Origin of the sequence: Streptomyces sp. NPDC018045 (genome assembly GCF_044327445.1) — a bacterium.
Lineage (GTDB): Bacteria > Actinomycetota > Actinomycetes > Streptomycetales > Streptomycetaceae > Streptomyces.
On record NZ_JBIRFL010000045.1, the window covers coordinates 1 to 25665 of the forward strand.

Annotated in this window: 25 protein-coding genes and 3 pseudogenes; 13 read left to right on the forward strand and 15 right to left on the reverse strand. The window is 68.0% G+C overall.

What is annotated here, in order from left to right:
- The first annotated feature begins 131 nt into the window (after window positions 1-131).
- A pseudogene (locus ACH4EB_RS37305) lies at window positions 132-970 on the forward strand (IS5 family transposase).
- A gap of 16 nt (window positions 971-986) precedes the next feature.
- On the opposite strand, the pseudogene ACH4EB_RS37310 reads toward ACH4EB_RS37305, so the two are convergent.
- The 11 genes and pseudogenes from ACH4EB_RS37310 to ispG form a co-directional block, all read right to left on the reverse strand.
- Window positions 987-1481 (reverse strand): annotated as a pseudogene (locus tag ACH4EB_RS37310) (transporter); the annotation flags it as partial.
- Between the two features lie 25 nt (window positions 1482-1506).
- Window positions 1507-1737 (reverse strand): hypothetical protein, encoded by a 231-nt coding sequence (locus tag ACH4EB_RS37315; RefSeq protein ID WP_398352922.1) that lies wholly within the window; start codon window positions 1735-1737, stop codon window positions 1507-1509.
- A gap of 223 nt (window positions 1738-1960) precedes the next feature.
- Window positions 1961-2854: a DUF5655 domain-containing protein gene (locus tag ACH4EB_RS37320; RefSeq protein ID WP_398352924.1), complete on the reverse strand. Its 894-nt coding sequence runs from the start codon at window positions 2852-2854 to the stop codon at window positions 1961-1963.
- A gap of 323 nt (window positions 2855-3177) precedes the next feature.
- Window positions 3178-3897, reverse strand: a complete 720-nt coding sequence (locus ACH4EB_RS37325) for a cytochrome P450 (protein WP_398352925.1) — start codon at window positions 3895-3897, stop codon at window positions 3178-3180.
- A gap of 296 nt (window positions 3898-4193) precedes the next feature.
- A complete protein-coding gene (locus ACH4EB_RS37330) occupies window positions 4194-5261 on the reverse strand; it encodes a terpene synthase family protein (RefSeq protein WP_398352927.1) in 1068 nt (355 codons plus the stop codon).
- A 641-nt stretch (window positions 5262-5902) separates the two neighbouring features.
- Window positions 5903-6763: a UbiA family prenyltransferase gene (locus tag ACH4EB_RS37335; RefSeq protein ID WP_398352928.1), complete on the reverse strand. Its 861-nt coding sequence runs from the start codon at window positions 6761-6763 to the stop codon at window positions 5903-5905.
- Entirely contained in the window at window positions 6760-8202 is a 1443-nt protein-coding gene (locus ACH4EB_RS37340) for a protoporphyrinogen/coproporphyrinogen oxidase (RefSeq protein ID WP_398352929.1), read from the reverse strand. The genes ACH4EB_RS37335 and ACH4EB_RS37340 overlap by 4 nt, the downstream gene beginning before the upstream one ends.
- Window positions 8203-8377: 175 nt before the next feature.
- Complete coding sequence (locus tag ACH4EB_RS37345) at window positions 8378-9163, reverse strand: hypothetical protein (protein ID WP_398352930.1); 786 nt, start codon at window positions 9161-9163, stop codon at window positions 8378-8380.
- A gap of 612 nt (window positions 9164-9775) precedes the next feature.
- On the reverse strand, window positions 9776-10762 hold the full coding sequence (locus ACH4EB_RS37350; protein WP_398352931.1) for a 4-hydroxy-3-methylbut-2-enyl diphosphate reductase: 987 nt from the start codon (window positions 10760-10762) through the stop codon (window positions 9776-9778).
- Window positions 10759-11844, reverse strand: a complete 1086-nt coding sequence (locus ACH4EB_RS37355) for a polyprenyl synthetase family protein (RefSeq protein WP_398352932.1) — start codon at window positions 11842-11844, stop codon at window positions 10759-10761. Before ACH4EB_RS37355 ends, ACH4EB_RS37350 begins: the two co-directional genes overlap by 4 nt.
- Complete coding sequence (ispG, locus tag ACH4EB_RS37360; RefSeq protein WP_398352933.1) at window positions 11844-12974, reverse strand: flavodoxin-dependent (E)-4-hydroxy-3-methylbut-2-enyl-diphosphate synthase; 1131 nt, start codon at window positions 12972-12974, stop codon at window positions 11844-11846. The genes ACH4EB_RS37355 and ispG overlap by 1 nt, the downstream gene beginning before the upstream one ends.
- A gap of 797 nt (window positions 12975-13771) precedes the next feature.
- Here ispG and ACH4EB_RS37365 point away from each other — a divergent pair.
- The 6 genes from ACH4EB_RS37365 to ACH4EB_RS37390 all read left to right on the forward strand — a co-directional run bounded on the left by ACH4EB_RS37365 (window position 13772) and on the right by ACH4EB_RS37390 (window position 18990).
- Window positions 13772-15610 carry a 1-deoxy-D-xylulose-5-phosphate synthase gene (locus ACH4EB_RS37365; protein ID WP_398352934.1) on the forward strand — a complete coding sequence of 613 codons (1839 nt, stop codon included), beginning with the start codon at window positions 13772-13774 and terminating at the stop codon, window positions 15608-15610.
- A 258-nt stretch (window positions 15611-15868) separates the two neighbouring features.
- Window positions 15869-16192 carry a hypothetical protein gene (locus ACH4EB_RS37370; RefSeq protein ID WP_398352935.1) on the forward strand — a complete coding sequence of 108 codons (324 nt, stop codon included), beginning with the start codon at window positions 15869-15871 and terminating at the stop codon, window positions 16190-16192.
- A 76-nt stretch (window positions 16193-16268) separates the two neighbouring features.
- Window positions 16269-16547, forward strand: a complete 279-nt coding sequence (locus tag ACH4EB_RS37375) for a hypothetical protein (RefSeq protein WP_398352936.1) — start codon at window positions 16269-16271, stop codon at window positions 16545-16547.
- Window positions 16548-16655: 108 nt separating this feature from the next.
- Entirely contained in the window at window positions 16656-18155 is a 1500-nt protein-coding gene (locus ACH4EB_RS37380) for an ABC1 kinase family protein (protein ID WP_398352938.1), read from the forward strand.
- A 174-nt stretch (window positions 18156-18329) separates the two neighbouring features.
- The gene (locus ACH4EB_RS37385; protein WP_398352939.1) at window positions 18330-18500 is read left to right on the forward strand and encodes a hypothetical protein; all 171 of its coding nucleotides are present in this window, start codon (window positions 18330-18332) and stop codon (window positions 18498-18500) included.
- A 271-nt stretch (window positions 18501-18771) separates the two neighbouring features.
- On the forward strand, window positions 18772-18990 hold the full coding sequence (locus ACH4EB_RS37390) for a hypothetical protein (protein WP_398352940.1): 219 nt from the start codon (window positions 18772-18774) through the stop codon (window positions 18988-18990).
- Window positions 18991-19132: 142 nt separating this feature from the next.
- Here the strand turns inward: ACH4EB_RS37390 and ACH4EB_RS37395 are convergent, their stop codons facing one another.
- Window positions 19133-19303 carry a hypothetical protein gene (locus ACH4EB_RS37395; RefSeq protein WP_361591537.1) on the reverse strand — a complete coding sequence of 57 codons (171 nt, stop codon included), beginning with the start codon at window positions 19301-19303 and terminating at the stop codon, window positions 19133-19135.
- A gap of 762 nt (window positions 19304-20065) precedes the next feature.
- On the opposite strand from ACH4EB_RS37395, the gene ACH4EB_RS37400 reads away from it, so the two are divergent.
- The 3 genes from ACH4EB_RS37400 (at window position 20066) to ACH4EB_RS37410 (ending at window position 21816) form a co-directional block, all read left to right on the forward strand.
- Window positions 20066-20458 carry a polyprenyl synthetase family protein gene (locus ACH4EB_RS37400; RefSeq protein ID WP_398352941.1) on the forward strand — a complete coding sequence of 131 codons (393 nt, stop codon included), beginning with the start codon at window positions 20066-20068 and terminating at the stop codon, window positions 20456-20458.
- Window positions 20459-20701: 243 nt separating this feature from the next.
- Window positions 20702-20833 (forward strand): hypothetical protein, encoded by a 132-nt coding sequence (locus tag ACH4EB_RS37405; protein ID WP_398352943.1) that lies wholly within the window; start codon window positions 20702-20704, stop codon window positions 20831-20833.
- Entirely contained in the window at window positions 20833-21816 is a 984-nt protein-coding gene (locus ACH4EB_RS37410) for a hypothetical protein (RefSeq protein WP_398352944.1), read from the forward strand. Before ACH4EB_RS37405 ends, ACH4EB_RS37410 begins: the two co-directional genes overlap by 1 nt.
- Window positions 21817-21871: 55 nt before the next feature.
- On the opposite strand, the gene ACH4EB_RS37415 is transcribed toward ACH4EB_RS37410, so the two are convergent.
- The 3 genes and pseudogenes from ACH4EB_RS37415 to ACH4EB_RS37425 all read right to left on the reverse strand — a co-directional run bounded on the left by ACH4EB_RS37415 (window position 21872) and on the right by ACH4EB_RS37425 (window position 23773).
- Entirely contained in the window at window positions 21872-22162 is a 291-nt protein-coding gene (locus tag ACH4EB_RS37415) for a terpene synthase family protein (protein ID WP_398352945.1), read from the reverse strand.
- Between the two features lie 418 nt (window positions 22163-22580).
- Window positions 22581-23500 (reverse strand): annotated as a pseudogene (locus ACH4EB_RS37420) (NADP-dependent oxidoreductase).
- Window positions 23501-23647: 147 nt separating this feature from the next.
- Window positions 23648-23773, reverse strand: a complete 126-nt coding sequence (locus ACH4EB_RS37425; protein ID WP_398352947.1) for a hypothetical protein — start codon at window positions 23771-23773, stop codon at window positions 23648-23650.
- A 256-nt stretch (window positions 23774-24029) separates the two neighbouring features.
- Here ACH4EB_RS37425 and ACH4EB_RS37430 point away from each other — a divergent pair, with 256 nt between their 5' ends.
- The 3 genes from ACH4EB_RS37430 to ACH4EB_RS37440 form a co-directional block, all read left to right on the forward strand.
- Window positions 24030-24458: a winged helix-turn-helix transcriptional regulator gene (locus tag ACH4EB_RS37430; RefSeq protein ID WP_398352948.1), complete on the forward strand. Its 429-nt coding sequence runs from the start codon at window positions 24030-24032 to the stop codon at window positions 24456-24458.
- Between the two features lie 182 nt (window positions 24459-24640).
- The gene (locus ACH4EB_RS37435) at window positions 24641-25126 is read left to right on the forward strand and encodes a luciferase family protein (RefSeq protein ID WP_398352950.1); all 486 of its coding nucleotides are present in this window, start codon (window positions 24641-24643) and stop codon (window positions 25124-25126) included.
- A 73-nt stretch (window positions 25127-25199) separates the two neighbouring features.
- A partial coding sequence (locus ACH4EB_RS37440) for a cupin domain-containing protein (protein WP_398352951.1) occupies window positions 25200-25665 on the forward strand: 466 nt, incomplete at its 3' end.

Sequence of the window (25665 nt, forward strand, 5' to 3'; positions counted from 1 at the left end):
ACACCCCAAACCCTTCGTCTGGACGAAGACCGCCGACGAGATCCTCGACAAAGTCGCCGCCTACTGCCACCGAATCTCTGACTCAGGTCACTAGGCAGTTTCGTTTGGATCGGTTGGTCGTTGGTCCAGGTATGCCGTTAACCGGCGTGCAGTGGGCACGGATCGAGCCGTTGCTGCCGGACCGGGCACCGGGGCGGGGTGGTCGCCGGCGCGATCACCGAGTGGTGATCGACGCGATTGCCTTCAAGTTCCAGACCGGCACGCAGTGGGTGCACCTGCCGGAGAAGTACGGCAACTGGAGAGGTGTCTCCAACCGGTTGCGGATGTGGGCCGTGGACGGCACATGGGAGCGGGTGTTTACCGCGCTGATGGCCCAGGCCGACGAGGACCTGACCTGGGCCGTCTCGGTGGACTCCACGATCGTTCGGGCTCATCAGCACGCGGCGGGGGCCCGCAAAAAGGGGCCCCGGCCGGCGAGCCGGCCGACCACGCCATCGGCCGGTCCCGCGGCGGACTGACCACGAAGATCCACCTCGTCGCCGACGGCCGCTGCCGTCGCCTCGCCTTCGTCCTCACCGCCGGGCAGGCCGGGGACGCACCCGCCTTCGGGGCGGTCATGGCCCGCTTGAGCGTTCCCCGGCGGCGTGGCCGCCCGCGTACGAGGCCGGACGTGGTGCTGGCGGACAAGGCGTATTCCTCCCGTGCGATCCGTGACCACCTGCGCAAACGCGGCATCCGGGCGGTGATCCCGGTCCCGGCCGACCAGCGTGGCCACCGGCTGCGGCGGGGCAGCCGAGGCGGCAGGCCACCAGCCTTCAACCGCGAGGCACACAAACAGCGCAACACCGTCGAGCGGTGCCTCAACCGTTTGAAGCAGTGGCGCGGGATCGCCACCCGCTACGAGAAGACCGCCACTAGCTACCTGGCCGGACTGCACATCGCCGACATCTTCCTCTGTTCCGCTCGCTGATCCAAACGAGACCCCCTAGGCCGCCCGTGCCATGGTGGCCGAGCCCCGTCACGTCCCGGGTGAACCCGGGCAAGAGGTCTACCACCTTCGGGTCCGTCTTCAGGTAGACCAGCACCTTGGTCTGCTGGGGCGGTATGACACAGGCGAAGTTCCGCAGCCGCTGATAGGCCGCGTACGACTTGCGCTGGACACGGGTGACACCGTCGAGGCCGAGGAGAACCTCGTCGGCGGCCTCGGCCAGTCCCGTCATGGCCCCGGTATGCCGCTGGGGTATCTGAGGTACGCCCGTGGCGGTCGGGCTCGCGCCCGAGTTCCGGTATCCGATGCCACGGGCTCCAGCCCGTCGAGATTGCTGCCGAAGTACCGGTAGCGGACCAGGTCGGTGCCGCGCTGGTGCTCGCGTACGGCTTGGGTGTCGTAGCAAGGTGAAGTCGCCGGCAATCCAAATCAGCCTGGTCGCGCTCCACAGGACCCGAGCCGGGGAAGAAGCCCCGAGTCGATCGCGGACCAGGGCCGGTCCGCCTCCAGCACAGGGGTTAACCGGGCCTGGTCACCCAGCGGAAAACCAGAGAGCAGGCCAGCCCGAAGACCGTAAGGACGCCGACCGCTTCCAGGGCCCACCGGACCCAGGCGAGCCACTGATCAGTGAGGACGATCAGCAGGAGTCCGCATGTCAGCACCAGCACGGTCATGATGAAGGCGAAGACGGCCCCCGGGCCCTTTGCGACAGGGGCTGGCCCCACCAGGACGGTGGAGGCGCGGGACACATATCGTGACGCTCCCTTCGTACAAGCGACGGCCGGGTAGGCGCTCATGTCACCGAGCGCCTACCCGGCGCTTTGTATCAGCGGTCCCCCGGTTAGCCAAACCGGGAAATCGCCGCGTCATAGGAAGTCCACCGCCACTTCTGCCCCGCCGTCGAAAGGCAGCCGGCATCAGACCTGCCCACGATTCATCCCCGGCCAAGAGGACGCCCTGCAGCGTCTCGCGCTACGCCGCGGCGTAGCTGAGGCGGAACAGGTCCTGGGCCTGTTCCAGGTCCCGCTCCGTGCGCAGCCGGACCTCCAGGTTGCCGGTGCCGTGGTGGCCGAGCCCCGTTACGTCCCGGGTGAAGCCGTGCACCAGGCCGGTCTCCTTGGGGTCGGCCTTGAGGTAGACGAGCAGCTTGGTCTGCTGCGGCGGGCACACGCAGGCGAAGTTCCGCAGCCGCCGGTATGCCCGGTAGAGGCGGTTTTCGGTCGTGGTGATGTCCTGCCCCAGGCCCAGCAGCATCTCGTCGACCGCGGCGGCCAGCTCGGCCATCGCCCCCTGCGTCAGGTGCCCGCGCATCCTCGCGGCCACGCGCCGGCGGCGGGCCGTCCCGGGTGCCGGCGTCTGCCCCGTGACGGAGGCCACCGTCTCCAGGCCGACGAGCTGCTCGCCGTAGAAGCGGTAGCGGACCAGGTCGATGCTGCGCCGGTGCTCGCGCACGGCGTGCACGTCGTAGCGGGTGAAGTCGCCCGCCACGCAGATCAGCCGCGGCGCGCTCCACCGCACCCGCGAGGCGGCTGCCGCCCCAAGGCGCTCGCGGACCAGGTGCCCGAACTCGGCCCGGTGGTCCATCAGCCACGCCAGGTAGAACAGGCCCTGGTTGATCACGCCCGCATCCGTGCCGCGCTTGTACTCGACGACCACCGGCGCGTCGTTCTCGTCCAGACCCAGCGAGTCGATCCGTCCGCCGTGCACCGGGCCGGTGCTGTACTCGCTCGCCAGGAACCGCACGCCCAGCATCGTCTCCATGTGCGCCTCGATGAGGTGCTGCACATCCGCCTCGACCTCAGCCAGACGCGGCGTCACCTCGGTCACGCCGCCATTCGTCGTGTGGAACAGCTTCAGCCCCGACACCTTCCTCTCCTCGGCTCCGGTCCCTGCAACGTCCGCAAGGGCCGAGATTGTTTCCACAAACGCCCGCCAAGCGGCGAAGATGATGTGAGAGCCTGAACGCGGCCACTTGGAACCCCCGTGTCCCCCAGCCACCAAAAGCCTGCCGTTCCCCCATGTGTCCCCCACACCCCAAGGGACAGGGTGAGCGGACCACGTTTTTGCAGGTCAGGCATCCTGCACAGGATGACGGATCGAGTGCCTTCTAAGCACCTGGGGCTTCCCTCCGGCCACGTCCTGCTCACGGGCATGGCGCATGACCCGGCCCGTGGTCAAGTGACGTTGTCCTACAGCACGTGCGCTCCCCTGCGACTGACTGGAGCAGCGGTGCCTTGGCTCGTGGTCGTGCTGGAAAGCCTGCTCGGCCCGGGGTTGGGGAACCATCGTGGGTCCCGTTGCATGCCGTACGGGCTGTAGGCGATGTCCCTCCCGGCGGGGACTTCCACGTTCCCCAGTCGTACGGTGTTCTTCGCGCGGCGGATCTCGATCCAGCCATGGTGCAGACGCAGTACCTCATTGACGATTCGGTTGGTGTATTCCAGTCGTTCCAGGTCTTCGAACTCGGGCGGGCGGCCGTGGAGTACGGCGTCGAGTTCGGCGTGCAGGAGTTCCCAGGTCTGCGGGTGGTGCCCCAGCTCGTGGAAGACCCACGCCAGCATCGTCCCGGTGGTCTCGACGCCGGCGATGGCGAAGGTGACGAGGTGGTCGCGGATTTGGGTGAGGCTCAGGCCGTTGCCGTCGTCGTCGCGTAGGGCCAGCAGCCTGGACATGGCCAGGCCGTACATGGCCCGGTCGATGCGAACGATCTGCCCAGGTCTCCAGGATTCGGACAACGACTGCGCGGTACCCCGCATCACGGTGACGGAGCGGTGGACCTGCTCGGAATTGAACACAGGCTGGAGGAAGAGCCGGTCCCGGCAGTGCACCGGAGCGGGTGAGGTCAGCAGTCCGTGTCCCAGGAACGACCGAATCTTCGCGAACAGGCGTCCGCTCGAAGTTGTGCGCATCGAGCAGCATGCTCCGCACGAGATCCGGACGCGTGATGACGTACGCGGGCACCGGCCCGAGCCGGATTTCGACGATGTCACCGTAGGCGGCCAGGGAAGTGACGAACTTCAAAGGTCCCGTCATCAGGTGCAGCGAATGGCCGATCAGGGGCAGGGCCCCGCGGGCCAGGGCGGGACGCGTCCCCTTGCCGCTCGTCTCGGCACCTTTCCCTCGGGGCGCAGGAATTCCGTCGCACGGTGGCTGCGCCGGCGTGTTGTGCTCCATCGGGGGTGCCCTTCTGCGAGGGAGGGGTAGCTCAGCTGTCCCAGCGGCCGGGCGGGGGGTCCGTTGATGAGGCTTCGAGAGCGCAGTCGAGTCGGTGGTCGTGTGCGAGGTGACTGGTGGTGTCGGTGTAGCGGGGGATGATGGCCTGGCTGTGGTTGGCGCCGCTGAGGTACAGGGTGCAGGTGATTGCCCAGCGTTCGAGTCCTTCCTGGTCTGCCGTGACCAGTCGTGCGGCGGTGGCGAGTTCGGGCAGCGTGGCGCGGAGCGTGATGAATTCGCGGACCATCTGTTCGATCTGTTGCGCGCTGCGGTTCCGGGCCTGCTCGGGGGTGAGTCCTCCGGATTCCCAGGCCAGCAGCACGTTGTCGTCGTTTCCTTCGGCGCGTTCGCGTTCCACGGAGTACAAATCATTGAGGTATACGGTGACGTCGCTGACGATGCGGCGGATCCGCTGGACTTCGTACAGGGCGTTGCAGGCCGGTGGCATCTCCCAGTCGCATGCCAGCTCGAACAGGTCGCCGTAGGCGTGCATGCCGACGGTCAGGCGTCGCACGGCAAGGCGCTGTCGGAACGTCAGGGGTGCGTGCCCGTGGGCCCGGTGTGCGACGGCCTGTACGACGCCGCCCCACCACAAGGTCAGGTGGTAGCGGTGGCGTTGCATCCATACGGGGCTCATTACCTGGGTGAAGGCTGCCAGGAGGTCGGTGACGGCCCGGGAGAAGGGGTGCCGTGGCGGGTGGGGGGCTCCTGACGGATGGGTGGTGGCCGTGATGAGGTCGTTCATCACCCGGCAGGTGGCGTCCAGACGTCGGCCCAGGGGGGTGCTGTCGAACTGGTCGTCGAGCATGATGCCCATGGAGAGCCACTTGTCGACCAGGAGCAGCCGTTCGGGGCGCACATCGGGAAAGCACCAGGCTTCCAATGCGGTCAGGTTCACGTGGTCCCACCAGTGGCGTGCCTGGTCCGTCGGCAGCATGCCCATGGCGATGGCCCATTCCCGCGTCCGGGCGCGTGTGATCTCGACATGCGGGTTCTGCCGGAGCGGGAACGGCATGTCCAGTTCTGGCCACTGGTCGACGGTGGGTGCGGGACGGGACACGGTGACCTCCCGGGGGGGGACGGTGCCGTAGATCGGCTGCGGCTGAGGACTTCGGCGCGAGGCCTCCGCGTCCCCGCTACTGCGTTTGAGGGAAGTGGTGCGGGATTGCCCGGTTCGTGATTTCCTTCGCACCGCCCGGTCGGCCAGTCCCTTGAGCCGGACGTACGCCGGGTGCGAGGGAGCGCCGGCCAGGGCGGCGGTGGTCTGGCCGTAGAGTTCGGCGGTCATCGGTTCGGCCAGGGGCAAGGCGCCAGCGGCGGTGACGGCGCTCCGGGCGGTATTGGCCTGGTCTTCGGTGAGGTCCGGGCCGCTCAGGAGAGAGCGCAGCCGACCTGCCTGGGCCCGGGAAGGGTGCTGCGGGGCGAGGACGGCCAGGAGTTGTATTCCCGCCGCTCCGGGCGCGCTCCTGACTCTTCACGGTGGTGCGGTTTCGCCTTCACGGGAAGGGTTTGAGCCGCTAGGCCGTGGACGGCTGCTTGCGGGGCCGGTGCTGACCGGGATCCGTGCCGGGGAGGCAGCCCGGCGAACGGGCGGGCCGCTGCGTTCGGGGAAAGGGTCACCGCCGGGGGCAACGTATCTCTTGTCGTAGTTGTCGCTCCCCCAGGCCATTGGGAAGGCACGGGTCACACGGTGTTTGCGGGTCAGATCACCACTATCGAGCTGATGAAGATGAAGGTGAACCACTGCTCCCACAGCCGGTATGTCCGCTGGTCGTGTTCCGTATCATCTCGCCGGCGGAGCCGGTAGACGATGGTCCAGCTCATGAGGAGCGAGATGAGAGCCGCCGCTAGGGCCCAACCGCGGTGTGGGCTCGGGTTGTAGAGGGTGAAGTAGGCGCCGATCGGCAGGGCTGTGAACCCGGCCGCCAGGCAGATACGGGCCGGAATGTCGCCGAGGGCGATCGGTATGGTCCGGCGGCCTGCGGCGATGTCGCCGGGTACGTCCCTGAGGTCTTGGAGCGGGCTCAGGATGGCCACTATGGACGCCATGAAGATCACCCATCGCCAGGACGTGCTGGTCAACGGTGTTGCGATCTGCCAGGTGGCGGCTGTCAGGAGGAAGACGCCGATGCCGTTGCACAGGTTTTTGATGACCCAGTTGCGACCGCCGCCGATGGCGTTGTAAACGAAGGTGACGGCCATCCAGGCCAGGGCCCACCACAGAACTCCGAGCAGCCATCCGGTGACGGGGAAGAGCGCCGAGGTGACAAGGAACCTGATCCTCGCTCCTTGCGTGGTCACCGCTCCGGTGACAAGCGGCCGGAACGGCTTGTTGAGCCGGTCCTCCTCTACGCCGGTGAGCTGGTTGTTGAGCGTGAACGTGTAGACGAAGAGCCAGAGGTAGACGATGGCTCCCACTGTCTTGGCAGTGAGCTCGGCTGGTGAGCCGTCCGCGTGTTGGAGCCCGGCGATGAAGAAGAAGGGCATCGGGATCACGGTCGTCCACACATCCATGCGGGTGAACCCGATGATCAGGCGCGCCTCACGCATGGTGGCTGTCATGGGGTTTCTCCCCTGTGGTGGACCCGTTGCGGCCTGGCTTCAGCGGGTGTGACGGACTGGAGCGCCACACGGGTGGCGCGTGCGGCGAGTTCTCCGGTCGCCAGAGCGTTGTTCGTCGTGCTGAGGGAGAGATGGTCCCCTGCGAACTGGATACGCGCCTGGGGATCGAGGTTTTCGATGAACCTCTGCATCTGCCGGTAGCCGCCGGGCGGGCGAGCGAGCAGCGCCAGCCGCTGTCGGTGGACCATGGTCGTGGTTCGGTACCGGTCGATGTGGCGGGCCAGTCCGGGCAGGGCCCGGCGGCAGACCGCGAGGGCCTCGTCGATGATCTCGGATTCGAGACGGCCCCAGTGGCGTTCGTTCCAGGTAGGCCGGAAGTGCAGGGAGACCAGCCCCTTGCCGGCCGGGGCGCGTCCCTGGGCACGGTGGTGGTCGAAGGTCAGGTAATTGAGGTCGCGATCCTCGGTGGAGGGTACGGCGACCACGACGTAGGGCGCGGTGTAGGGCGGGCCGGGAGGCCGGTCGAGGCCCACGTGGACACCGATGTGCGGCTGGTACGTCAGGCCACTGAGATAACGCCGCTGCTCCGGAGCCAGGGCGGGGATCAACTCCGGCACCTGCGGGCCGGGGACCGTCACGACGCATGCATCGGCGTGATCCTCTTGTGCGGTTTTCCCCGGTTGTTGCCACGTCACTTTGACGGTGTCGTCGCGCTGCTGGATGGAGGTGACCGCGGTGTTCAGGTGCACGGTCAGCTGCTCGGCGAGGTGCTGGGCCAAAGTGTCGATGCCGTAGGTAAAGCTGAAACACGGCGCGCCGAAGGCGAGCTTGACCTCGCTGAAAAGGTTCACCACTGACAGGTCGTCCGGCGAGGCCAGGTAGAACGCCCAGCACAACGGATCGATGAGGTAGTCGTGCAGTTCCCGGTTCAGCCGTCGGCTGCTGTAGGCGCGGATGCTCTCGGTGTCGGCGTACACCGCCGCGGACACGTCCTCCCTGCGGGCGAGGGTGGTGGCGTGGCGCGCATCCCACATGAGAGCCATGGCGCGGAGTTTGGACCGCCACCCGATCAGCCCTGTGCGCATCAGGTCGGTGGGGCGGTGCAGCCGCAGCGGATGGATTCTCCCCGCGCGCACGATGCCGATCCAGTCGGTGCTGTGGCGGATCTCGCCTTCAAGGCCGGCGTCCGACAGGAGCTGCAGCATCTCCCGGTAGTTGCGTGTCAGCCAGATAGCGCACAGGTCCATGCGGAAGCCCTCGTGCGCGGCGGTACGCATACGCCCGCCGATGTGCTGATCGCGCTCCAGCACGGTGACCGAGCAGCCTGTCTGCTGCAGGCGGAAGGCCGCGCTCAGGCCCGCTATGCCCGCGCCCACCACGATGACGTGTCTGCCTGTATCGCGCTGGCGGCTCTGCTCTTCTTCCTTGGTTACTGCCACTCTCTTCCTCGCGTTCCTTGTCGTCTGGTCCAGATATCGGCGAACGAGGGTTTGCTGGCGGTTCGGGCGGGCCGGCTGGCGGAGCATCACGCCGCGCGTGCCGACTTTGTTGGGTTGTTGTCGGCTGCGCCGCCGCATTGGGCGGCCGGCGCCCGCCCGCCAGGTAGGTGACGGCTTAGCCCTTGGTCGCGTACTGGGTGCCTTCGACGGTTTTCGTCTCGGGCGGGAGGGCGGCCTTCTTGCGCCGTTCGGTCATGCGGAACAGTGCCTGCGTGGTCGCGACGGTGATGGTGAGGCCCACCAAGGCCAAGCAGGTCATTCCGGGCGTCGACAGGTTCATGCCCACGCCGAGCATTTCGGGCCATCCGGCGAAGACCAGGAACCCCATTCCCAGGCCGGGTATGGCTGGCAGGAAGAGCAGCCGACGGGCACCGGTGGTGTGCGAGAGGAAGCTGTCCAGGGCCAGGCCCACGAACATGACGCTGGCGACGATGGTGAAAGGCCACATGAAGGGGCTGGTCACGCTGCTCAGCCTGAACGGCTGTGCCCCGAAGTAGCCGACCAGTCCGAATCGCAGGATCAGCCACTCCGCGAAGAATTCGACGACCACCAGTGCGCCGTACAGCTTCCAGAGGTTTTTCACGGGGCGGGGTTTCTGCGCAACCACGTATGTGAGGTAGCTCATCGAGCCTCCCCAGGACGCATAGGCGAAGAACATCCACAAAGGGATGGGCCGCCCGAAGGCCGTATGCGTGATCACCGAATCATGGGCAGAGAACCACTGCACGCCGACGAGCAGATCCCAGATCGGCTCGGCGAAACCGGTGGGAATGGATCCCACCACAAGAATCAGCAGGGGAAGGGGGTACCTGCTGGGCTTGTGGCGGAGCGCCCAGAAGACGGTGACCGCCAGCCAGACCGCCATGGCCGTGATCGTGATGTTGTCGACGGTGGTTGACACCCACCCAGTGGGAGGGCTGTCCCACGTGGGGAGAATTTCACTCATCCCAGTCCCCTCTGTTTGTACGCGCTTCCGATATCGATCCAGAATCACCGGTTTTCCTGCTGGTGCTTCATTGACCAGAGCGATGCTGTGGCAGGGCAGGCATCCGCACCCATCGTTCCGGCTCGATATCACCTTTTGCGTGACGGCCGACGGTTGGCTCAGCTTGGCTGACGCCATAGGTCTGGCCGCCCGCGAAGTGCTCGGCGTCTCGGCAGCCGGTCACTACCACATCGGGCTCGTCATCGATGTGCTGTGAGGACGCGGTAGCGATGAGAGCGAGTTCTTGGTTGATGGTTTGCGGGCTGAGTACAGCGGTGTTGGGGCAGTCCAGGTGGACGGAGTAGGTGAAGCCCCCATCGGTGAGCAGGTTCGGGTACGCGTGACTGCTCCGCCGCAATTGCACCGGTCCAGGCGTGCGGCGGGCGTCCCGGGAAGGCGTTCGTTTCCGTGCGGACCGATGCGCTCGTGCGGCGCCGTCCCTCAGCAGGGCATGGCTGCGGCCGGCCGCCGTCCCTCGACGTATCCAAAAGGCAGTTCCAGCAGGCGTCGCCTGCGAAGGGCGCCGTTTCATGGGGTTTCTCGCTGGCGGGCGGGGCGGGGCCGGCGGGACAGTTCGCGGGGCAGGGCGAAGCGTTGGTGTTCTTCGGCGGCCTTGACCGTCTCCACGTCCTCGTATCCGCGCTCGGCGAGCCAGTCCAGTACGCCGTGCACCAGGATCTCGGGAACGGAGGCGCCGGAGGTGAGGCCGACGGTGGTCACGCCCTCCAGCCAGCTCTCGTCGATCTCCTCCGCGCCGTCGACCAGGTGGGCCGCGCCGGCGCCCGCGCCGAGGGCGACCTCGACCAGGCGGACCGAGTTCGAGGAGTTCTTCGAGCCGACGACGATGACGAGGTCGGCCTGGGCGCCCATCTGCTTGACGGCGGTCTGGCGGTTCTGCGTGGCGTAGCAGATGTCGTCGCTGGGCGGGGACAGGAGGTTGGGGAAGCGGCCCTTGAGGGCGTCGACGGTCTCCATCGTCTCGTCCACGGACAGGGTGGTCTGGGAGAGCCAGACGACCTTGTCCGGGTCGCGGACGTCGACGTTGGCCACGTCCTCCGGGCCGTCGACCAGGGTGATGTGGTCGGGGGCCTCGCCGCTGGTGCCGATGACCTCTTCGTGGCCCTCGTGGCCGATCAGGAGGATGTCGAAGTCCTCCTTGGCGTACCGGACGGCCTCCTTGTGGACCTTGGTGACCAGCGGGCAGGTGGCGTCGATGGTGGCCAGCTTGCCGCGCTTGGCCTCCTCGTGGACGACCGGGGCGACGCCGTGCGCGGAGAAGATGACGATGTTGCCCTCGGGCACCTCCGCCGTCTCGTCGACGAAGATCGCGCCCTTCTTCTCCAGGGTCTTGACGACGTACTTGTTGTGCACGATCTCGTGGCGCACGTAGACGGGCGCGCCGTACTGTTCCAGGGCTTTCTCGACAGCGATCACGGCACGGTCCACGCCCGCGCAATAACCACGGGGCGCGGCGAGCAGCACCCGGCGGCGGTGTTGCGGTGCTGGGGGTGTCATGTCGTCCTCGCGGTGGCGGCTTTGGCGAGTTCGCGCAGGGTGGTGGCCGCTTCCGGCAGGAGGGCGGCGTGGGCCAGGGCGCGCTCGGCCTGGCGGGTGCGTTCGTCGATGAGCTGCTCGACGGTCTGGGGGGCGCGGGTTTGGATGAGGATGTGGCGCAGGTGCTGGGCGTCTTTCTCGTCCAGGGCCGGGTTGCCGACCAGGTCGGTGAGGGTGCGGTGCTGTTGGCGTGTGGCGCGTTGTAGTGCCAGGGCGATCAGGGCGGTGTGTTTGCCGTCGCGCAGGTCGTCCAGCACCGGTTTGCCGGTCTGGCTGGCTGTGCCGAAGACGCCGAGCAGATCGTCGCGCATCTGGAACGCCTCGCCCATGGGGAGAGCGAAGTCGCTGAGGACAGCGAGCAGTTCTTCGCCGGCGCCGGCGAGGGTGGCGCCGATGTGCAGGGGGCGCTCCACGGTGTACTTGGCGGTCTTGTAGTGGGCGATGGCCAGGGCTCGCTGGAGGTCGTCGGTGGGGTGTCCGGTGGCGGTCAGGTCGAGATACTGGCCGTACATGACTTCGGTGCGCATGGTGTCGATCAGGGGCAGTACGGCGGTGAGCTGCCGGGTGGTCAGACCGGCGCTGTGCAGCAGCTCGTCCGACCAGCTCAGTGCCAGGTCCCCGATGAGCAGGGCTGCTCCTGTCCCGGTGTGGACCTGTCCGGGGAGCGTATGGGTCTGGGGGTGGCGCGCGGTGAGAGTACGGTGGACGGTGGGCTGGCCGCGGCGGGTGTCGCTGTTGTCCATGATGTCGTCGTGGATGAGGGCGAAGGCGTGGAACATCTCCAGCGAGGCTGCGGTCTGCAGCACGGGCTTGAGGGCGCCGTGGCAGCCGGCGGCGTGCCAGCCGGTGACACACAGCAGCGGCCGCAGGCGCTTGCCGCCGGCCATCAAGAAGCCGCGCAGCACAGCCGTAACCTCTGAGGGCAGGTGACGACCGGCGGCGGTGCGGGCTTTGCGGTCCATGAATTGCTCCAGGACCGCGTCGGTGCTCGCGCGCACTGCGCGCAGGTCACCGGGCTGAGGCAGCACGACCGGGGCGGTCATCACGGCTCTCCGTGGCTGTCGGCACGCTGACCGGCCAGGCGCGAAGCTTCGTCCAGGAGGGTCTCCACGATCTTTGATTCGGGCACCGTGGTGATGACCTGCCCGTCTCGGAAGATCTGGCCTTTTCCGTTGCCGCAGGACACGCCGAGGTCGGCTTCGCGGGATTCGCCGGGGCCGTTGACCACGCAGCCCATGACCGCGATGCGCAGGGGGTGGGGGAAGCCGTCGAAGGCGGCTTCGACCTGGTTGGCAAGGCGGTGGATATCGACCTGGAGGCGGCCGCAGCCGGGGCAGGAGACGATCTCCAGTTTGCGCGGGCGCAGGCCGAGCGAGGCCAGGATGTGGTTGCCGGCCTTGACCTGTTCGACCGGGTCGGCGGACAGGGAGACCCGGATGGTGTCGCCGATGCCCTCGGCCAGCAGCACGCCGAAGGCGACGGCGGACTTCACCGAGCCCTGGAGGGCGGGGCCGGCTTCGGTGACGCCGAGGTGCAGGGGGTAGTCGCAGCGGGCGGCCAGCAGCCGGTTGGCCGCGATCATGGTGAGCGGGTCGTGGTGCTTGACGGCGATTTTGAGGTCGGTAAAGCCGTGCTCTTCGAACAGGGAGCATTCCCACAGGGCCGATTCGACGAGGGCTTCGGGGGTGGCGTGGCCGTGCTTGGCCAGCAGCCGCGGATCGAGCGAGCCGGCGTTGACGCCGATGCGGACGGGGATGCCCGCCGCCGAGGCGGCGGCGGCGATGTCGGCGATACGGTCGTCGAATTTCTTGATGTTGCCGGGGTTGACGCGTACGGCGGCGCAGCCAGCGTCGATGGCGGCGAAGACGTAGCGGGGCTGGAAGTGGATGTCGGCGATGACCGGGATCGGCGACCTGGCCGTGATCTGCGGCAGGGCCTCGGCGTCGTCGGCGGAGGGTACCGCGACGCGGATGATATCGCAGCCGGCGGCGGTGACCTGAGCGATCTGCTGCAAGGTGCCATCCACGTCCGCGGTGTTGGTGGTGGTCATGGTCTGCACGGAGACGGGGGCGCCGCCGCCGACCGGGACCGCGCCAACCTGGATGCGCCGGCTGGCGCGGCGCGCGGGCGGCGAGATCGGCACGCTGGGTAAACCGAGATCGGTCGTGGTCATCGCATGTCCTTCGTCGGTTGCCCGTGCCCGGCATCGGGGCCTGCGCCGAGGGCGAAGCGGGGATGCCTTGGTTCGGGCTTGGCTGCGCACCGCCGGCGGTGTGGCAGTTGGCGCTGTGCGCGGCCTGCACGGCGTGGCAGAGGTCTTCCCGGGCGGCGGGGTGGCCGCCGATGAGGAACATAGGTGCGTCAGTCACCTGGGCACAGAGCGCACGGGAGGACGCGGCGCAGAACACCTGGCCGTGCGCCGGGTGGCCGAACCCTTCGGCTGGCGTGCGGCACCAGCCCACTCCTGTGAGGCCGGACAGCACACTGCTCGGCCCCGGGGTGAGGGAGGCCGGGGGCCGCACCGTGCCGAAGAAGCCTTACGGCCACACATGTCCGGCAGAAAAGAGGCATTGGCCCTGTTCTGCCCAGACCTGCCCCGGTGGCATCAGGATGCGCGCGGGGGCACGCTCCGGCGCTCTGCGCGTTCTGCTGCGCGCGCCTGTGCCCCCGTGCACCGTCCCGGTGGTGTTGTTCTCACGGCGTTTGCGCCGTGGACTCGATAGGCATGCCGGGCCGCCAACGGCCCTGGGGCAGACCTGTTCGGTCACCGCGCTTTCACCGCGGACAGCGAGAGGTTCGTGTGGTTGCTCTTTGAAGAATCGCATGTCCGGTTCGGGTGCGAAAGAGGCACGGGGAGTTTTCCCAGGATGCGGTGGAAGCCGAGCACCTCTGCCGCAGAGCACCACTGCCGGGCCTTTGCGCAGCGTCTGTGATGGAAGTACGCCCGCACTCGTATCGGAGGTGAAAGTGATGCACACAGAGCCTCTGCCGTGGCCGTCGCCGGTTCCGCCCAGCGTCCGTTCCCTGCAGGCGTTGCGCAGCGCCCCCGTACAGGACCTGGCGCCGGCGGCCGAGTGGATCCGCACGCTGCTGATCGATGCGGTCGGCCGCACCGGCGGCCACCTGGGGCCGAACCTGGGCGTGGTGGAGCTTTCCCTGGCCCTGCACCGCGTGTTCACCTCGCCCCGGGACTCGATTGTCTTCGACACCGGCCACCAGGCCTACGTGCACAAACTGCTGACCGGCCGCCTGGCAGGCTTTGGGCAGCTGCGGCAGGCCGGCGGGCTGTCCGGCTACCCGTCCCGTTCGGAGTCCGTGCACGACCTGGTGGAAAACTCCCACGCCTCGACCGCTTTGGCCTACGCCGACGGCCTGGCCAAGGCACGCAAGCTGGCCGGTGCGGGCGAGCGGGCAGTGGTGGCGGTGATCGGTGACGGGGCCCTGACCGGCGGCATGGCCTGGGAAGGGCTGAACAACCTGGGCGCCGCGAGCGACCGGCCGGTCATCATCGTCCTCAACGACAACGGCCGCGCCTACGCGCCGACCTGCGGGGCCCTCGCCGACCACCTGGCCACGCTGCGCAAGAACGGCAATTGCGCAGGGCCGAACCTGTTCACGGTGCTCGGTTTCGCCTATCTCGGACCGCTGGACGGCCACGACACCGCCCAGGTGGAAGCCGCGCTGCACCGGGCGCGGGCGCTGCGCCGCCCTGTGGTGGTCCACGTCGTCACCGTCAAGGGCAAGGGACACCTGCCCGCGGAATTGGACGAGGCGGACTGTCTGCACGCCGTCGGCCCGGCCCCCGCCCCGGGCAGCCCCGCTCCTGCGGCCAAAGCCGCTGCCCCGTCGTGGACCGGCGTGTTCGGCAGTGCGCTGGCCCGGGCCGCGGCCGAACGTCCCGAGGTGGTGGCCATCAGCGCCGCCATGATCCGCCCGACCGGCCTGCACCCCATGGCGCAGCAGCTTCCCGGGCGGGTCTTCGATGTGGGCATCGCCGAGCAGCACGCGGTGTGCTCGGCCGCCGGCCTGGCGATGGCCGGGATGCACCCGGTCGTCGCCGTCTACGCCACCTTTATGTCCCGGGCCCTGGACCAGGTGTTGATGGACGTGGCTCTGCACCGCTTACCGGTGACGTTCGTTTTGGACCGTGCCGGCGTGACCGGCCCGGACGGCTCCTCCCATCACGGCATGTGGGACCCCGCCGTGTTCGGCGTCGTGCCCGGCATGCGCCTGGCCGCCCCCCGCGACGCTCCGACCCTGCGCGCGCTGCTGGACGAGGCCCTGGCGGACAACGACGGCCCGACCATGCTCCGCTTCCCCAAAGGCAACGTGCCCGCGGACCTGCCGGCCGGGCGACGCCTGGGCGACATCGACCTTCTGCACCAGACCTGCCAGCAGCCCAGGGACGTGCTGCTGATAGGACTGGGCCCGCTGGCAGCAGCCTGCCTGGCCGCAGGCCAGGAACTGAGCGCCCACGGCCTGAGCGTCACCGTGGCCAGTCCGCGATGGGCCCTGCCCGTTCCCGGCGAGCTTGTCGACCTGGCCGCCGACCACGCCCTGACCGTCACCGTCGAGGACGGCGTCCGCACCGGCGGTATAGGCAGCGCCCTCGCCCAGGCCTGCACCGATGCCTACGTCTCCACCCCCGTCTGCCAACTGGGCCTGCCCCGGCGCTTTCTGCCGCACGGACCACGCGACGATCTGCTGCGCGCTGCCGGCCTGGACCGCGACGGCATCACCGCCAGTGCACTTCGCGCCTACGACACCCACTGCACACCACCTGCCCGACGCAGCAGGCGAATCTCGTGAACACTAGCCGCGCTCGGACCAGCAGCCGGGCCCCGCCCGCAGAAAACCGCACCACACCGCGCAACGACGAACTGGGCAGCAACGACACCCTTGTCACCGCCCATTCCCGCGGCCGCAACCGCGGCAGAGGGCCGACGCAAGAGGTGCTGGCCGCCCAGGGAGCACAAACGCCGTACAGCATCCGACGCATCCCCAGCGTCACCGCAGTACCGGGCGCGGCCCGGCACCCCGTTTCCCTGCTTGGACGGAGCACACGATATGAGCACCACGCGTACCCGCAGCGGCATTCTCAAGCACCTCGGCAACCTCATGGACGACGCGAAAGAAGCGGTCGACGACCTCATCGATCGGGCTGCGGACGTCGACCACAACGCCCGTAAGACCATCACCAGCGCGGTGGGGACCACCAAGGAGGACGACGCACCGCCAAAGGCCGCTCCCGCGCCGGCAGAGGCCTCGGAGCTGCAGAGCCTGCGCGGTGAACTGCTCGCCCTGCGCCAGGAAGTCGCCCGGCTGAACGCGCGGAGCCCCGGCACCGGAGCCGCCTCGGCCCCTGACGATGCCCCGCCCGCGCAGGCGTGAACCGGTGACCGGCTCCTCCCTTCGCCCCGCTGCCGGGCACGGTGCTCCCGGCGGCGGGGCAGCCGAGGAACGCAGCGTGGTCCGCAACCCGGACGGTACCCTGGTCGATGCCGCCTCCTGCCGCCCCCTGACCGTGGCCGAACTCGGCGACGACCTGCGCCAAGGCCGCCGCTTCACCGTGACCGACCAGAGCACCGGCGCCGACTGCACCTACCGCATCCTTGCCCAGGCACTGCTGGCCGCCCTCGGCCCGGTGCTGCCCGACACACCCCCAACCGCCACAGCAGACGGCCTGGGCAGCATGCTGCACACCTTCCTTACCGCCACCACCAGCCATCCTCCCGCTCAGGAATGAGAGCGCACCGCGCCAGACGGCCGCACAGGCGCCTCGGCCCGCACCGGCAACCCGCGCCCGTGCGGCACGTGCAGTTCCTGACTTCGCACCCCGGATCCTGGAGGCTGTGTGTCCCGCCGCAACCGGTCCCTGACCACCGTCCTGAGACACCTGATCACCGAAGAGATCCGGCACGCCCGCCGCTCCGGCGGCACCCGCCGGCAAAGCCAGGAACAGCAGCGCCGGGCGCAAGCGGTCAGCCAGGCCCTGCAGGAACTGGGCCCCTTCTACATCAAGGTCGGGCAGATGCTCTCCACCCGGCCGGACTTCGTACCCGAGGCGATGCTCGCGGAATTCGGCAAACTGCACGACCAGGTCACCCCGGCCCCCTTCGCCCAGTTCGAGCCGGTCCTCGCCCGCGACCTCGGAATCGCCTGGGCCGGCCGCTTTCGGGACATCGACACCGCGCAGCCGCTCGGTGCCGCCTCCCTGGCCCAGGTCTACCGCGCCACCCTGGCCGACGGCACCCCCACCGCCCTGAAGATCCAGCGTCCCGGTGTCGGTGAGGCCATGGCCCGGGACATGGCCTCCCTGCGCCGCCTCGCCCGTCTGATCGCCCGCCTCGCACCCCGCTTCACCGACGTCATCGACCTGCCGGCCATGCTCGGCGTCCTGTTCGAGGCGATGTCCGCCGAGACCGACTTCCGCCTCGAAGCCCAGCACATGCACCAAGCCCGCCGCCAGTGCGAGGACTACAAACACCTCGCCGTCCCCGACGTCCTGTTCGCCACCGAGCACGTCCTGGCCCAGTCGCTGGCCCCGGGCACCTCCATCCGCGACGCCGACCCCAGCGCCTTCACCACCGCCGAACGCACCGGCATCGGAGCAGACCTGATCAGCCTCATGTACCAGGGGTACTTCCTTGACCGCTTCTTCCACGCCGACCCTCACCCCGGCAACATCTTCGTCGCCCCCGGCCAGCGGGCCCACCTGATCGACTGGGGCATGGTCGGCCGCATGGAAAGCGGCCTGAGCCGCAGCGTCATGCTGGCCCTGCTCAACGTCGCCTCCAACGATGCCAACGGCCTGGCCAAAGCCTGGATCGAAATGGGCCAAGCCACCCCCTGGGCCGACCCCGCCGGCTTCAGCAGCGACCTGGCCGGCCTGGTCCCCAAAATCGCCTCCGCCTCCCTGGAGGACCTGAATTTCGGCGTCACCCTCACCGCCGTCCTCACCCACGCCACACGCCGCGGCATCAAAACCAGTCCCGTCATCTCCCTGCTGGGCAAATCCTTCGCCAACCTCGAAGGCTCCGTACGCCACCTATGCCCCGAGCTGTCCATCACTGACGTCTTCGAAGAAAACCTGCGCACCATCCTCTTCGGCCTCGCCAGCGAAGCAGTCTCCGAAAAGCAAGCCGCCCGCACCGCCCTCGAACTCACCATCCTCGCCCCCGGAGCCCTCGGGCAGACACGGGACGTCCTGCGCAACCTCTCCAACCACGACCTCACCTTCCACGCCAAGGTCGCCACCGAAGCAGGCAAGCGCTCCTTCAAACCCGACCCCTCCCTTATCTGCGCGTCCCTTCTCCTTGCCGCAGCCATCGTGCGCAGCACCCGAAACAAGTAACCCGCCGTAACCGCCACTCTCCGAGACCGATGAAACCTGCATCAACCTTCGTGATGCTTTCTGCTACTCCCGCCCCAAAGAGCCGGCGCCGCAGACGTCAGCGATGCTTCCCCGCCGTTTCGCCTGCTTCACACGATCGCCTGCACGCATGTCGCGAGAAGGAGGCACACTGACGTGATATCCCGGCCCAGGAGCCTGCTGTTCTGGCTCATCCTCATCATCGCCTTGTTCCTCATCGTCAAGGCCCCGGTCGGGACCGCGCACGCCCTGCTCGCCGTTTATCACGCCGTCATCCGGTTCTTCACCGCCCTGGGCGTCTTCTTCACCGTCCTGGTCAACGGCTGACACCCTCCTGCCTCCCATTGCCTGCACAGTCGAGGAGAACCGAGGCGGGAGGAGCAGCGAAGCGCTCGCTTACCGGGCATCCTCATGTTCCTGACCGGCGCCTGGGCCGGGCACGGGGCACCCCGTTGGCGTGGGCTCAGCCCCCGCGGGCGTCGCGGTTGAGCAACCAGGAGAAGGCGACGGGGAAACGGATGGGGTCGAACTCGCGGACACTCCTGAGGGAGTGGGGCAGGGCGGGGTACTGGTGGAGGTGGCCGAGGGAACCGGTGTCATGGACGGCACCGGCGGTGTGGACGCAGAAGGGGACGGCGATGCCGCCGTCCCGGAGGCGGCCGGAGTGGGGGACGAGGCCACGGGCGGGCTGGAGGCGGTGGTCTGCGAGGGCTGCGGCCTCGGGGACACGGCGGCAGCCTGCGGGGGCGGGGAGACCGTCACCGTCTGCGCCGGTACCGGTGAAACCACCGGCACATTGACGAAATTGGCCGGGTAGGAGGCGCAACCAGTGCCGATGAGGAGGAGAAGGAACGCTGCAAAAATGCCACGGTGCACGACGCTGCCCTTCCTGACGGCGCCCGCCAGAATACGGAAGCAAGGCAGGGCGCAAACGGACCCGGCGATCTCGGCAGAGCGAATCAGTTCCCGCCCAGACTGCTCGCAAACCTGCCGAGAGAATCAAAGAAAATCATGATGGCCCGGTAAACAGCGGTGATGGTGCGGGCCACCTGTTCAGGCTCTTTCGCTATGAGGAACAGAAGAATGATGAGGATGAGCCAGAACAGGAGACTCCGTGGACGGGAGATCACGGAACAGGCCCTCCGTTTCCGAGGCAAAAACGCCTTTGTCTTAGCTCAGGGCCGGGCGCGCAGGGAGCCGGCCCGTCTTGCCAGCCACGGAAAGCGCCCTCGGGTCTCGCCGACTTCCCGACATGCACCTGAGGGGTACACGCAAAATCCGCCTGTCGCGTCAGATTTTTCATCTCGACGCTCGCCGCGGTCTCATGACAGCCACAATCGCCGGACTAGACTAAATGACCCTGTCGGCGCTCTTCCCTGTCCCCTCAGATCACAGGTTACCGGCAGACGCCAACCGTAGAGAAGAGGCTGTGTACTGTGACGGAGAAATCAAGACGTTCTTGATTCATAAACGCCCACAGTACTCAGTGACGACTGTGGGGCGCCAGATACAGGTGGGGTCGTGGCGCCGGCGCAGCGGCGGCCAGGACCTTCTCGCCGAAGCCGGTGAGCCGCATGCGGTGCCGCCCCGGCCGCAGATCAGGAGCTGTCCGGAAAGGCCTTTTCCAGGCGCGCCTTCTACTGGGTCAGCATGGGTGGAGGCTCGCCCGGTCAGGCAGAAGTTCGTATCGGTAACCCCTGCCCTCGGGGGCGCAGAGGGCGCGCGGGGCAGGTCAGTGGCCTATGCATTGGGGGGGAATGCGCCGTGTACTTCCGGCGCTTCGTTCGGCTGTGCGCCGGGGGTTTGCGCGGAGGCACCTGAACGGGACCCTCCGTTCAGGACGCTACCCCATCGGAAGGATGGTCATACTGTGGACACGCCCCATAGAACACATGGACACCTCAGATATCGTAACCGGCCGGCCCACTGCTGACGTCAATCGCGCTCTTGCGATCATCCGCTACAAGACCGCCAAGTACACCATCGAGCGCCCCCTACACGGCGGCGCCACCCTCGCCGGCGCTGACGCCGCCTCACTGCGCGCCCTGAGCGCGTATGCCGTCCCCCTCAGCGAAGCCTTCCAACTTCACGACGACCTTCTAGGCGTCTACGGCGCCCCGGAACGGACCGGAAAGCCGTCGCTGGATGACCTCCGCGACGGCAAACACACAGCTCTGATCGCACTCCCCCTGCAGAGCGCTCACCACTCCCAGGCCGACCAATTGAGCCGCTACCTCGGATGCCCCTCCCTCACCGAAGGCCGAGCGCCACATCATCACCGTTAGCGGCGCCCCGGAAGCAATCGAGAAAATGATCACCGACCGCTACCGAACTGACCTCGGATCGCTGGACGGTGCCCCTTTCTACACGGCAGTCACCGAAACTCTGCGCTCCCTCGCCAGATCCACAGTGACGCGACGCGTATGACCAGGGCCGCATCCCCACCCCGTGCCCCGGTCTGTGTCCGAAGAAACTGGCACCTGGAAATACCAGATTGGATGGAATAAAACGGTCTGTACGCAAGCCCTGTGCAACAAGAACGCGTCGTCGCCTTCGCCGCCGGATACTTCTTCGGAGCCTTCCGCCCCGAGGCCGACATCGAAATCGTGATCCCCGACGCCCCGCTGTCCCACGGAATCCACACCGGCAGGAGATTTTGATGCCCCGTACCGTCGACTTCACGATTCCCTTCCCCGTCCGCATCAACCCCCACCTGGAGCAGGTCCGCGCCCGGCACGAGGCATGGGTCCGCGAAAGCGGCCTGGTCCCGCCCGCGTTCGAGGCCCAGTACTACGAGTGGGACTTCTTGAGGCTGGGCTCCTACGCTTTCCCCGACGCCGACCCTGCCGGGCTGTATCTCGCCAGCCGGCTCCTCGGGTTCACCTTCATGTGGGACGACCAGCATGAGGCGCTCAGCCTCCGCGACCCCCTGGCCGCCCGCAAGCATAGTGAGGAAATGATCCGCGCTCTGGACGGAGGGGAGGTGACGACGCTCGGGGCACGAATCATGGCCGATATGTGGAAAGATATGAGTCGAGGCATGAGCAACGCCTGGCTGACACGCGCCCGCTACACCTGGAACTGGTGCGTGGCCACCTATCCCCACCAGGCCCACGACGCCCTTCACAAAACAGTCCCATCCCGACGGAGTTACGACCACACCCGGCGCGGAGTCGCTGGGGTGGACTACGTTCTGGACGTCCTGGAAAGGTTCCTGGGCTGCGAAGTTCCGGCCACAGCCGCACACAGCCCTCAGATCTGGATCCTGCGGGACACGATCGTCAAAGCCACGCTGTACACGAACGACGTCTACTCGCTGGAGAAGGAAGAGGCGGATGGCGACACCAACAACATCGTCCTGGTCCTCTTAGCCGAAGGCCACACCCGCTCCGAGGCTCTCGCCATGACAGTGACCATGGTTACGAGTGAACTGGAGAACTTCACCAAGGTCCGTGAAGAACTACTGTCCATGTACGCCTTCCTGCGCCTGTCACCATACGAAGTCCAGGCCGTCGAACGCTATGTAGAGGGCCTCACGGCCTGGATTAGCGGCTACTTCGCATGGTCACAGACCACCCCTCGCTACGCAGGCGTCAACCTCACGGAAGGACGCCGGATGCCCCTCACTCACCTCGTGGACTGACGCACCGGGGCAAGGAAAGGCATGGCGCTTTCCCGTGATCTTGGACACTCGATCGTCACGCCGCGAGGGTGTGCTGGTGCCGTTGTCGGGTCTCGGCTGGTGTGAGGTAGCCGAAGACCTTGTGCTTGCGCAGGCGGCGGTCATAGAAGGTCTCGATGGAGTAGACGTCGTTGACCCAGGCGGCGAGGTCGACGCTGGTGCTCATCATGTCGCGGTAGGGGCCGGGCACCAGGTGGGGCGGGAGCTCAAAGCCCTGGTCGTATTCGACGAGGTTGAGGACGGAGTACATCGAGGAGGATCGCTGCCTGAAGTCCACGTCGCCCGCGGACTTCCCGCCCCCAGCCACTGTCTACGGGTCCTTTCGCCGGTGGACGAAGTCCGGGATCCTGGAGAAGATCTGCGATCACCTGCGCCGCGAAGTCCGGTGCGCCATGGGCGCGGGTTTGCAATCGTGCGGGTGCCAGCCCACCAGCAACGACTGTCCATGGCGCTCGAGCAGCAACCCCGAGTTCCCCGATGGGCGGACGTCGAAGCTGGCCCGGGCCGGGACCCCGCACACCGCATCGCACAGAGCTTCACTTGGAGCCACGGAGCGGAGCGTACGCCTACACCTGCTCCGGCACAGGACGACGTCCGGACAGACGGATCATCGCATCAGAGGCTTCGGCTGGCGTGCCTTTGCCAGTTCTGAGCCGCATCCGGTCCTGCGCAGGTCAGCATGGCCTTGCTGTTCACGGCGGTGCGATCGTGGTCCGGTATCCGGGTCACGGTTCGATGCTGAGGACGACTTTGCCCTGGATGTGTCCGTTCTCGCTGTGCCGGTGGGCGTCGGCGGCCTTCTGGAGCGGGTAGACGGAGTCGATGGGCATGTGGATCTTGTCCTGTTCGATGAGGGGCAGGACGGCTTCCAGGGCGGGGGCTGCGGGGCCGGGCCGGCCGGAGAAGCGGACGCCGTGCTCCGCGGCGGTGGGATCGGCGATGGTCAGGACCTTCTCCGGGGCGCCGGTCAGGGCGATCGAGTCGGGCAGGACGCCGCGGCCGGATCCGTCGAGGACGGCGTCGATGCCTGGGGGGCTGTGGTGCGAACGCGGTCGGTCAGGCCCTCGCCATGGGTGACGGGGGCTGCGCCGATCTCGCGGAGGATGGCGTGGTTGGTTTCACTGGCGGTGCCGATGACGGTCACCCCCCAGGCGCGGGCGAGCTGGGTGGCGATCAGGCCGACGCCGCCGGCGGCGGCGTGCACCAGAAGGGTCTGGCCTTCGCGCACGCCCAGTTCGCGCAGGGTGCGGTAGGCGGTCTCGACCGCGACCGGCAGGGTGGCGGCCTGCTCGAAGGACAGCCACTCGGGCTTGGCGAAGATTTCGTCGGCGCCGGCGAGGTCGTGGGTTGCGGCGGCGCCGCCGGTGGCCGAGCGGCCGAAGACGGCCTGGCCCACCTGCCACTGCGATACGCCGTGGCCGACGGAGTCGATGATGCCGGCCAGCTCGATGCCCGTGCCCGCCGGGCCGGGGAGGGGCTTGCCTTCGGAGAAGAAGCCCTTGCGGATCTTCCAGTCCAGGGCGTTGACGCCGGCGGCCTTCACCGCGATGCGGGCCTGGCCCGGGCCGGGCTCGGGCAGGGGGACCTCGGTCAGATGCAGGACGTCGGCGTCGCCGTAGGTGGTGTAGCGGATGGCCTGTGACACGGTAAAGCTCCTCACAGAGTTGATGGGCGTGGGCGGCGGGCTGTGTGTGGCTGCACTACCCGCCGGTGGTGTGCCCTCTGATGTGTTGCCGTGGGTCGCCCCCGGACGGCGGACGGCACGGGGGTGGCCGCCGGCGTGGCGGGTGGGTCAGTCGCGGGTGGGGGAGTCGGTGTAGCCGCGTTCGTCTCGCCGCCGTAAGGCGGCCTGGTCGGGGGCGTTGTACGGGCCACCGGCGGCGAGGCGGCGGGGCAGGTCGGGGTTGGCGACGGACATGGCGCCGAAGGCGATGAGGTCCGCCAGTCCCTCGTCGACCAGGACCAGGCCCTTGGGCCCGGTGGCGTCCGCCCCTCCACGCTACTAGCGTGGAGGTAGTGGTTTCCCTGATGAAAGTGCCCCCGGTGGCGCGGCGACACTGGAAATGCGGGGCTCTGGCCATCGTCGTATGTCAGCGGATTCCACTGGCCGCGGTGCCTGCGGCCGCCGGGCCGCGCTTTCCGCCTTGCCGTCCTCGTTTTCCGGGAGTGTCCTCATGCCGCGCCGACCGCGTTCCGCCCCGCCCGCGAGAGCTGCTGACCAGGCCAGTGGGGCGGTGGCGGCCTGCCCGGTCAGCCCGGTCGGTGACATCATCTTCAGCCGCTGGACCACCCCGATCCTGTGGGCCCTCGGACATCACGGCACGCTGCGGTTCAACGCCCTGCAGCGCCGGATCCCCGAGATCACCCCGAAGATCCTCACCAGCCGGCTGCGGCAGCTCGAGCGCGACGGGCTCATCGAGCGGACCTACCACCCGGACATCCCGCCGAGGGTGGAGTACGCGCTCAGCGACCTGGGCCGCACCCTCACCCCCGTCTTCCAGACGCTGACCGCATGGGGCACCGACCACCTCGCCGACGTCGAAGCCGCCCGCCGCGCCTACGACACCGCCCGCGCGGAAGAGGAAGCCTGGGCCGAAGGCTGACCCGCTCCCAGCGGACCCCGGGCAAGCAGACGTGAAACATCTTCAACGCCTTTGACCTGCGTGTTCGCCTCCGCGCGGGGTGGTTTCGTCAGGGAAACCACTATCCGGCGGCTACTAGCGTGGAGATACCGGCCCCGGCCCGCCGCTCGTCGCGGGCGCCCCCCATGCAAGGAATGCGCGCCATGTCCCTGACTTCTCTTCCCCCGCGCGCCGGTGACCGTCCGCGCACCGGCTCGTTCCTCCCGCATCTGCAGATGTCCCAGATCAGCCCCCCGACCTTGAGGGAAGCCCTTCAGCGGTGGATGTCCGCCACGCTGGACGGCACCCGCCCGGGCCGCTCGGGGATCTCCGTCCCCGACAGCTGGGCCCTGCACCTGACGGCCCCGCCCGCCGACACAGCGGTGCTCATGCCGCCGCGCGGCACCGAGTTCGTCCACCTGCACGCCGACGGCAGCCTCCACCTCGCCCTTCACCCGGACGACCAGGCCGCGGTGCTGGACGCCGGCTGGGGCGAGCGCCACCCGCTCTACCACCCGCAGCGGGCCAACGCCCTCATGGTCTACGCACCCCGCGACGAGGACGAGCTCGCCCCCGTCCAGCACATCGTCACCGCCTCCTACCGATACGCCACCGGCCGCATCCCGGTACCGGCGCCCACCGCGCGTTGACCGCGCAAAACAGTAGTTACCGCATAAAACTGCACGTGTTCCCTTCCCGGCACGACGATCGGAGACCTTGGCCGTGACCATCAACCTTGTCACCCAAAACGACGGCGACCTCCTGGACATGGGCACCACCCGGGTGCGGATCCTCGAGGACGGCTCGCGTACCAACAAGCGCCTGGGCATCGCCGAGCTGTGGCTGGCCCCCGGCTTCACCGGCCCGCCGCAGCACCTGCACCGCAAACACGAGGAGACCTTCTTCGTCCTGTCGGGCACCGTCGACTTCACCTCCGGCCACGACACCCACCGCGTCGGCCCCGGCCAACTGGTCACCGCCCCCATCGGCACCCCCCACACCTTCGGCAACCCCGACAACGACCAGGACGCCAGCATCCTGTTCACCACCACCCCCGACCTGTACATCGAGTACTTCCGCGACCTGACGCGCCTTAACGAGTTGGTGCGTGATAGCGGGTGGGACGTGCCGGGCCGCGCGGTCGCTGGTATCAGAGGGGGACGCTGCGGTCGGATACGAGGCCGGCGAT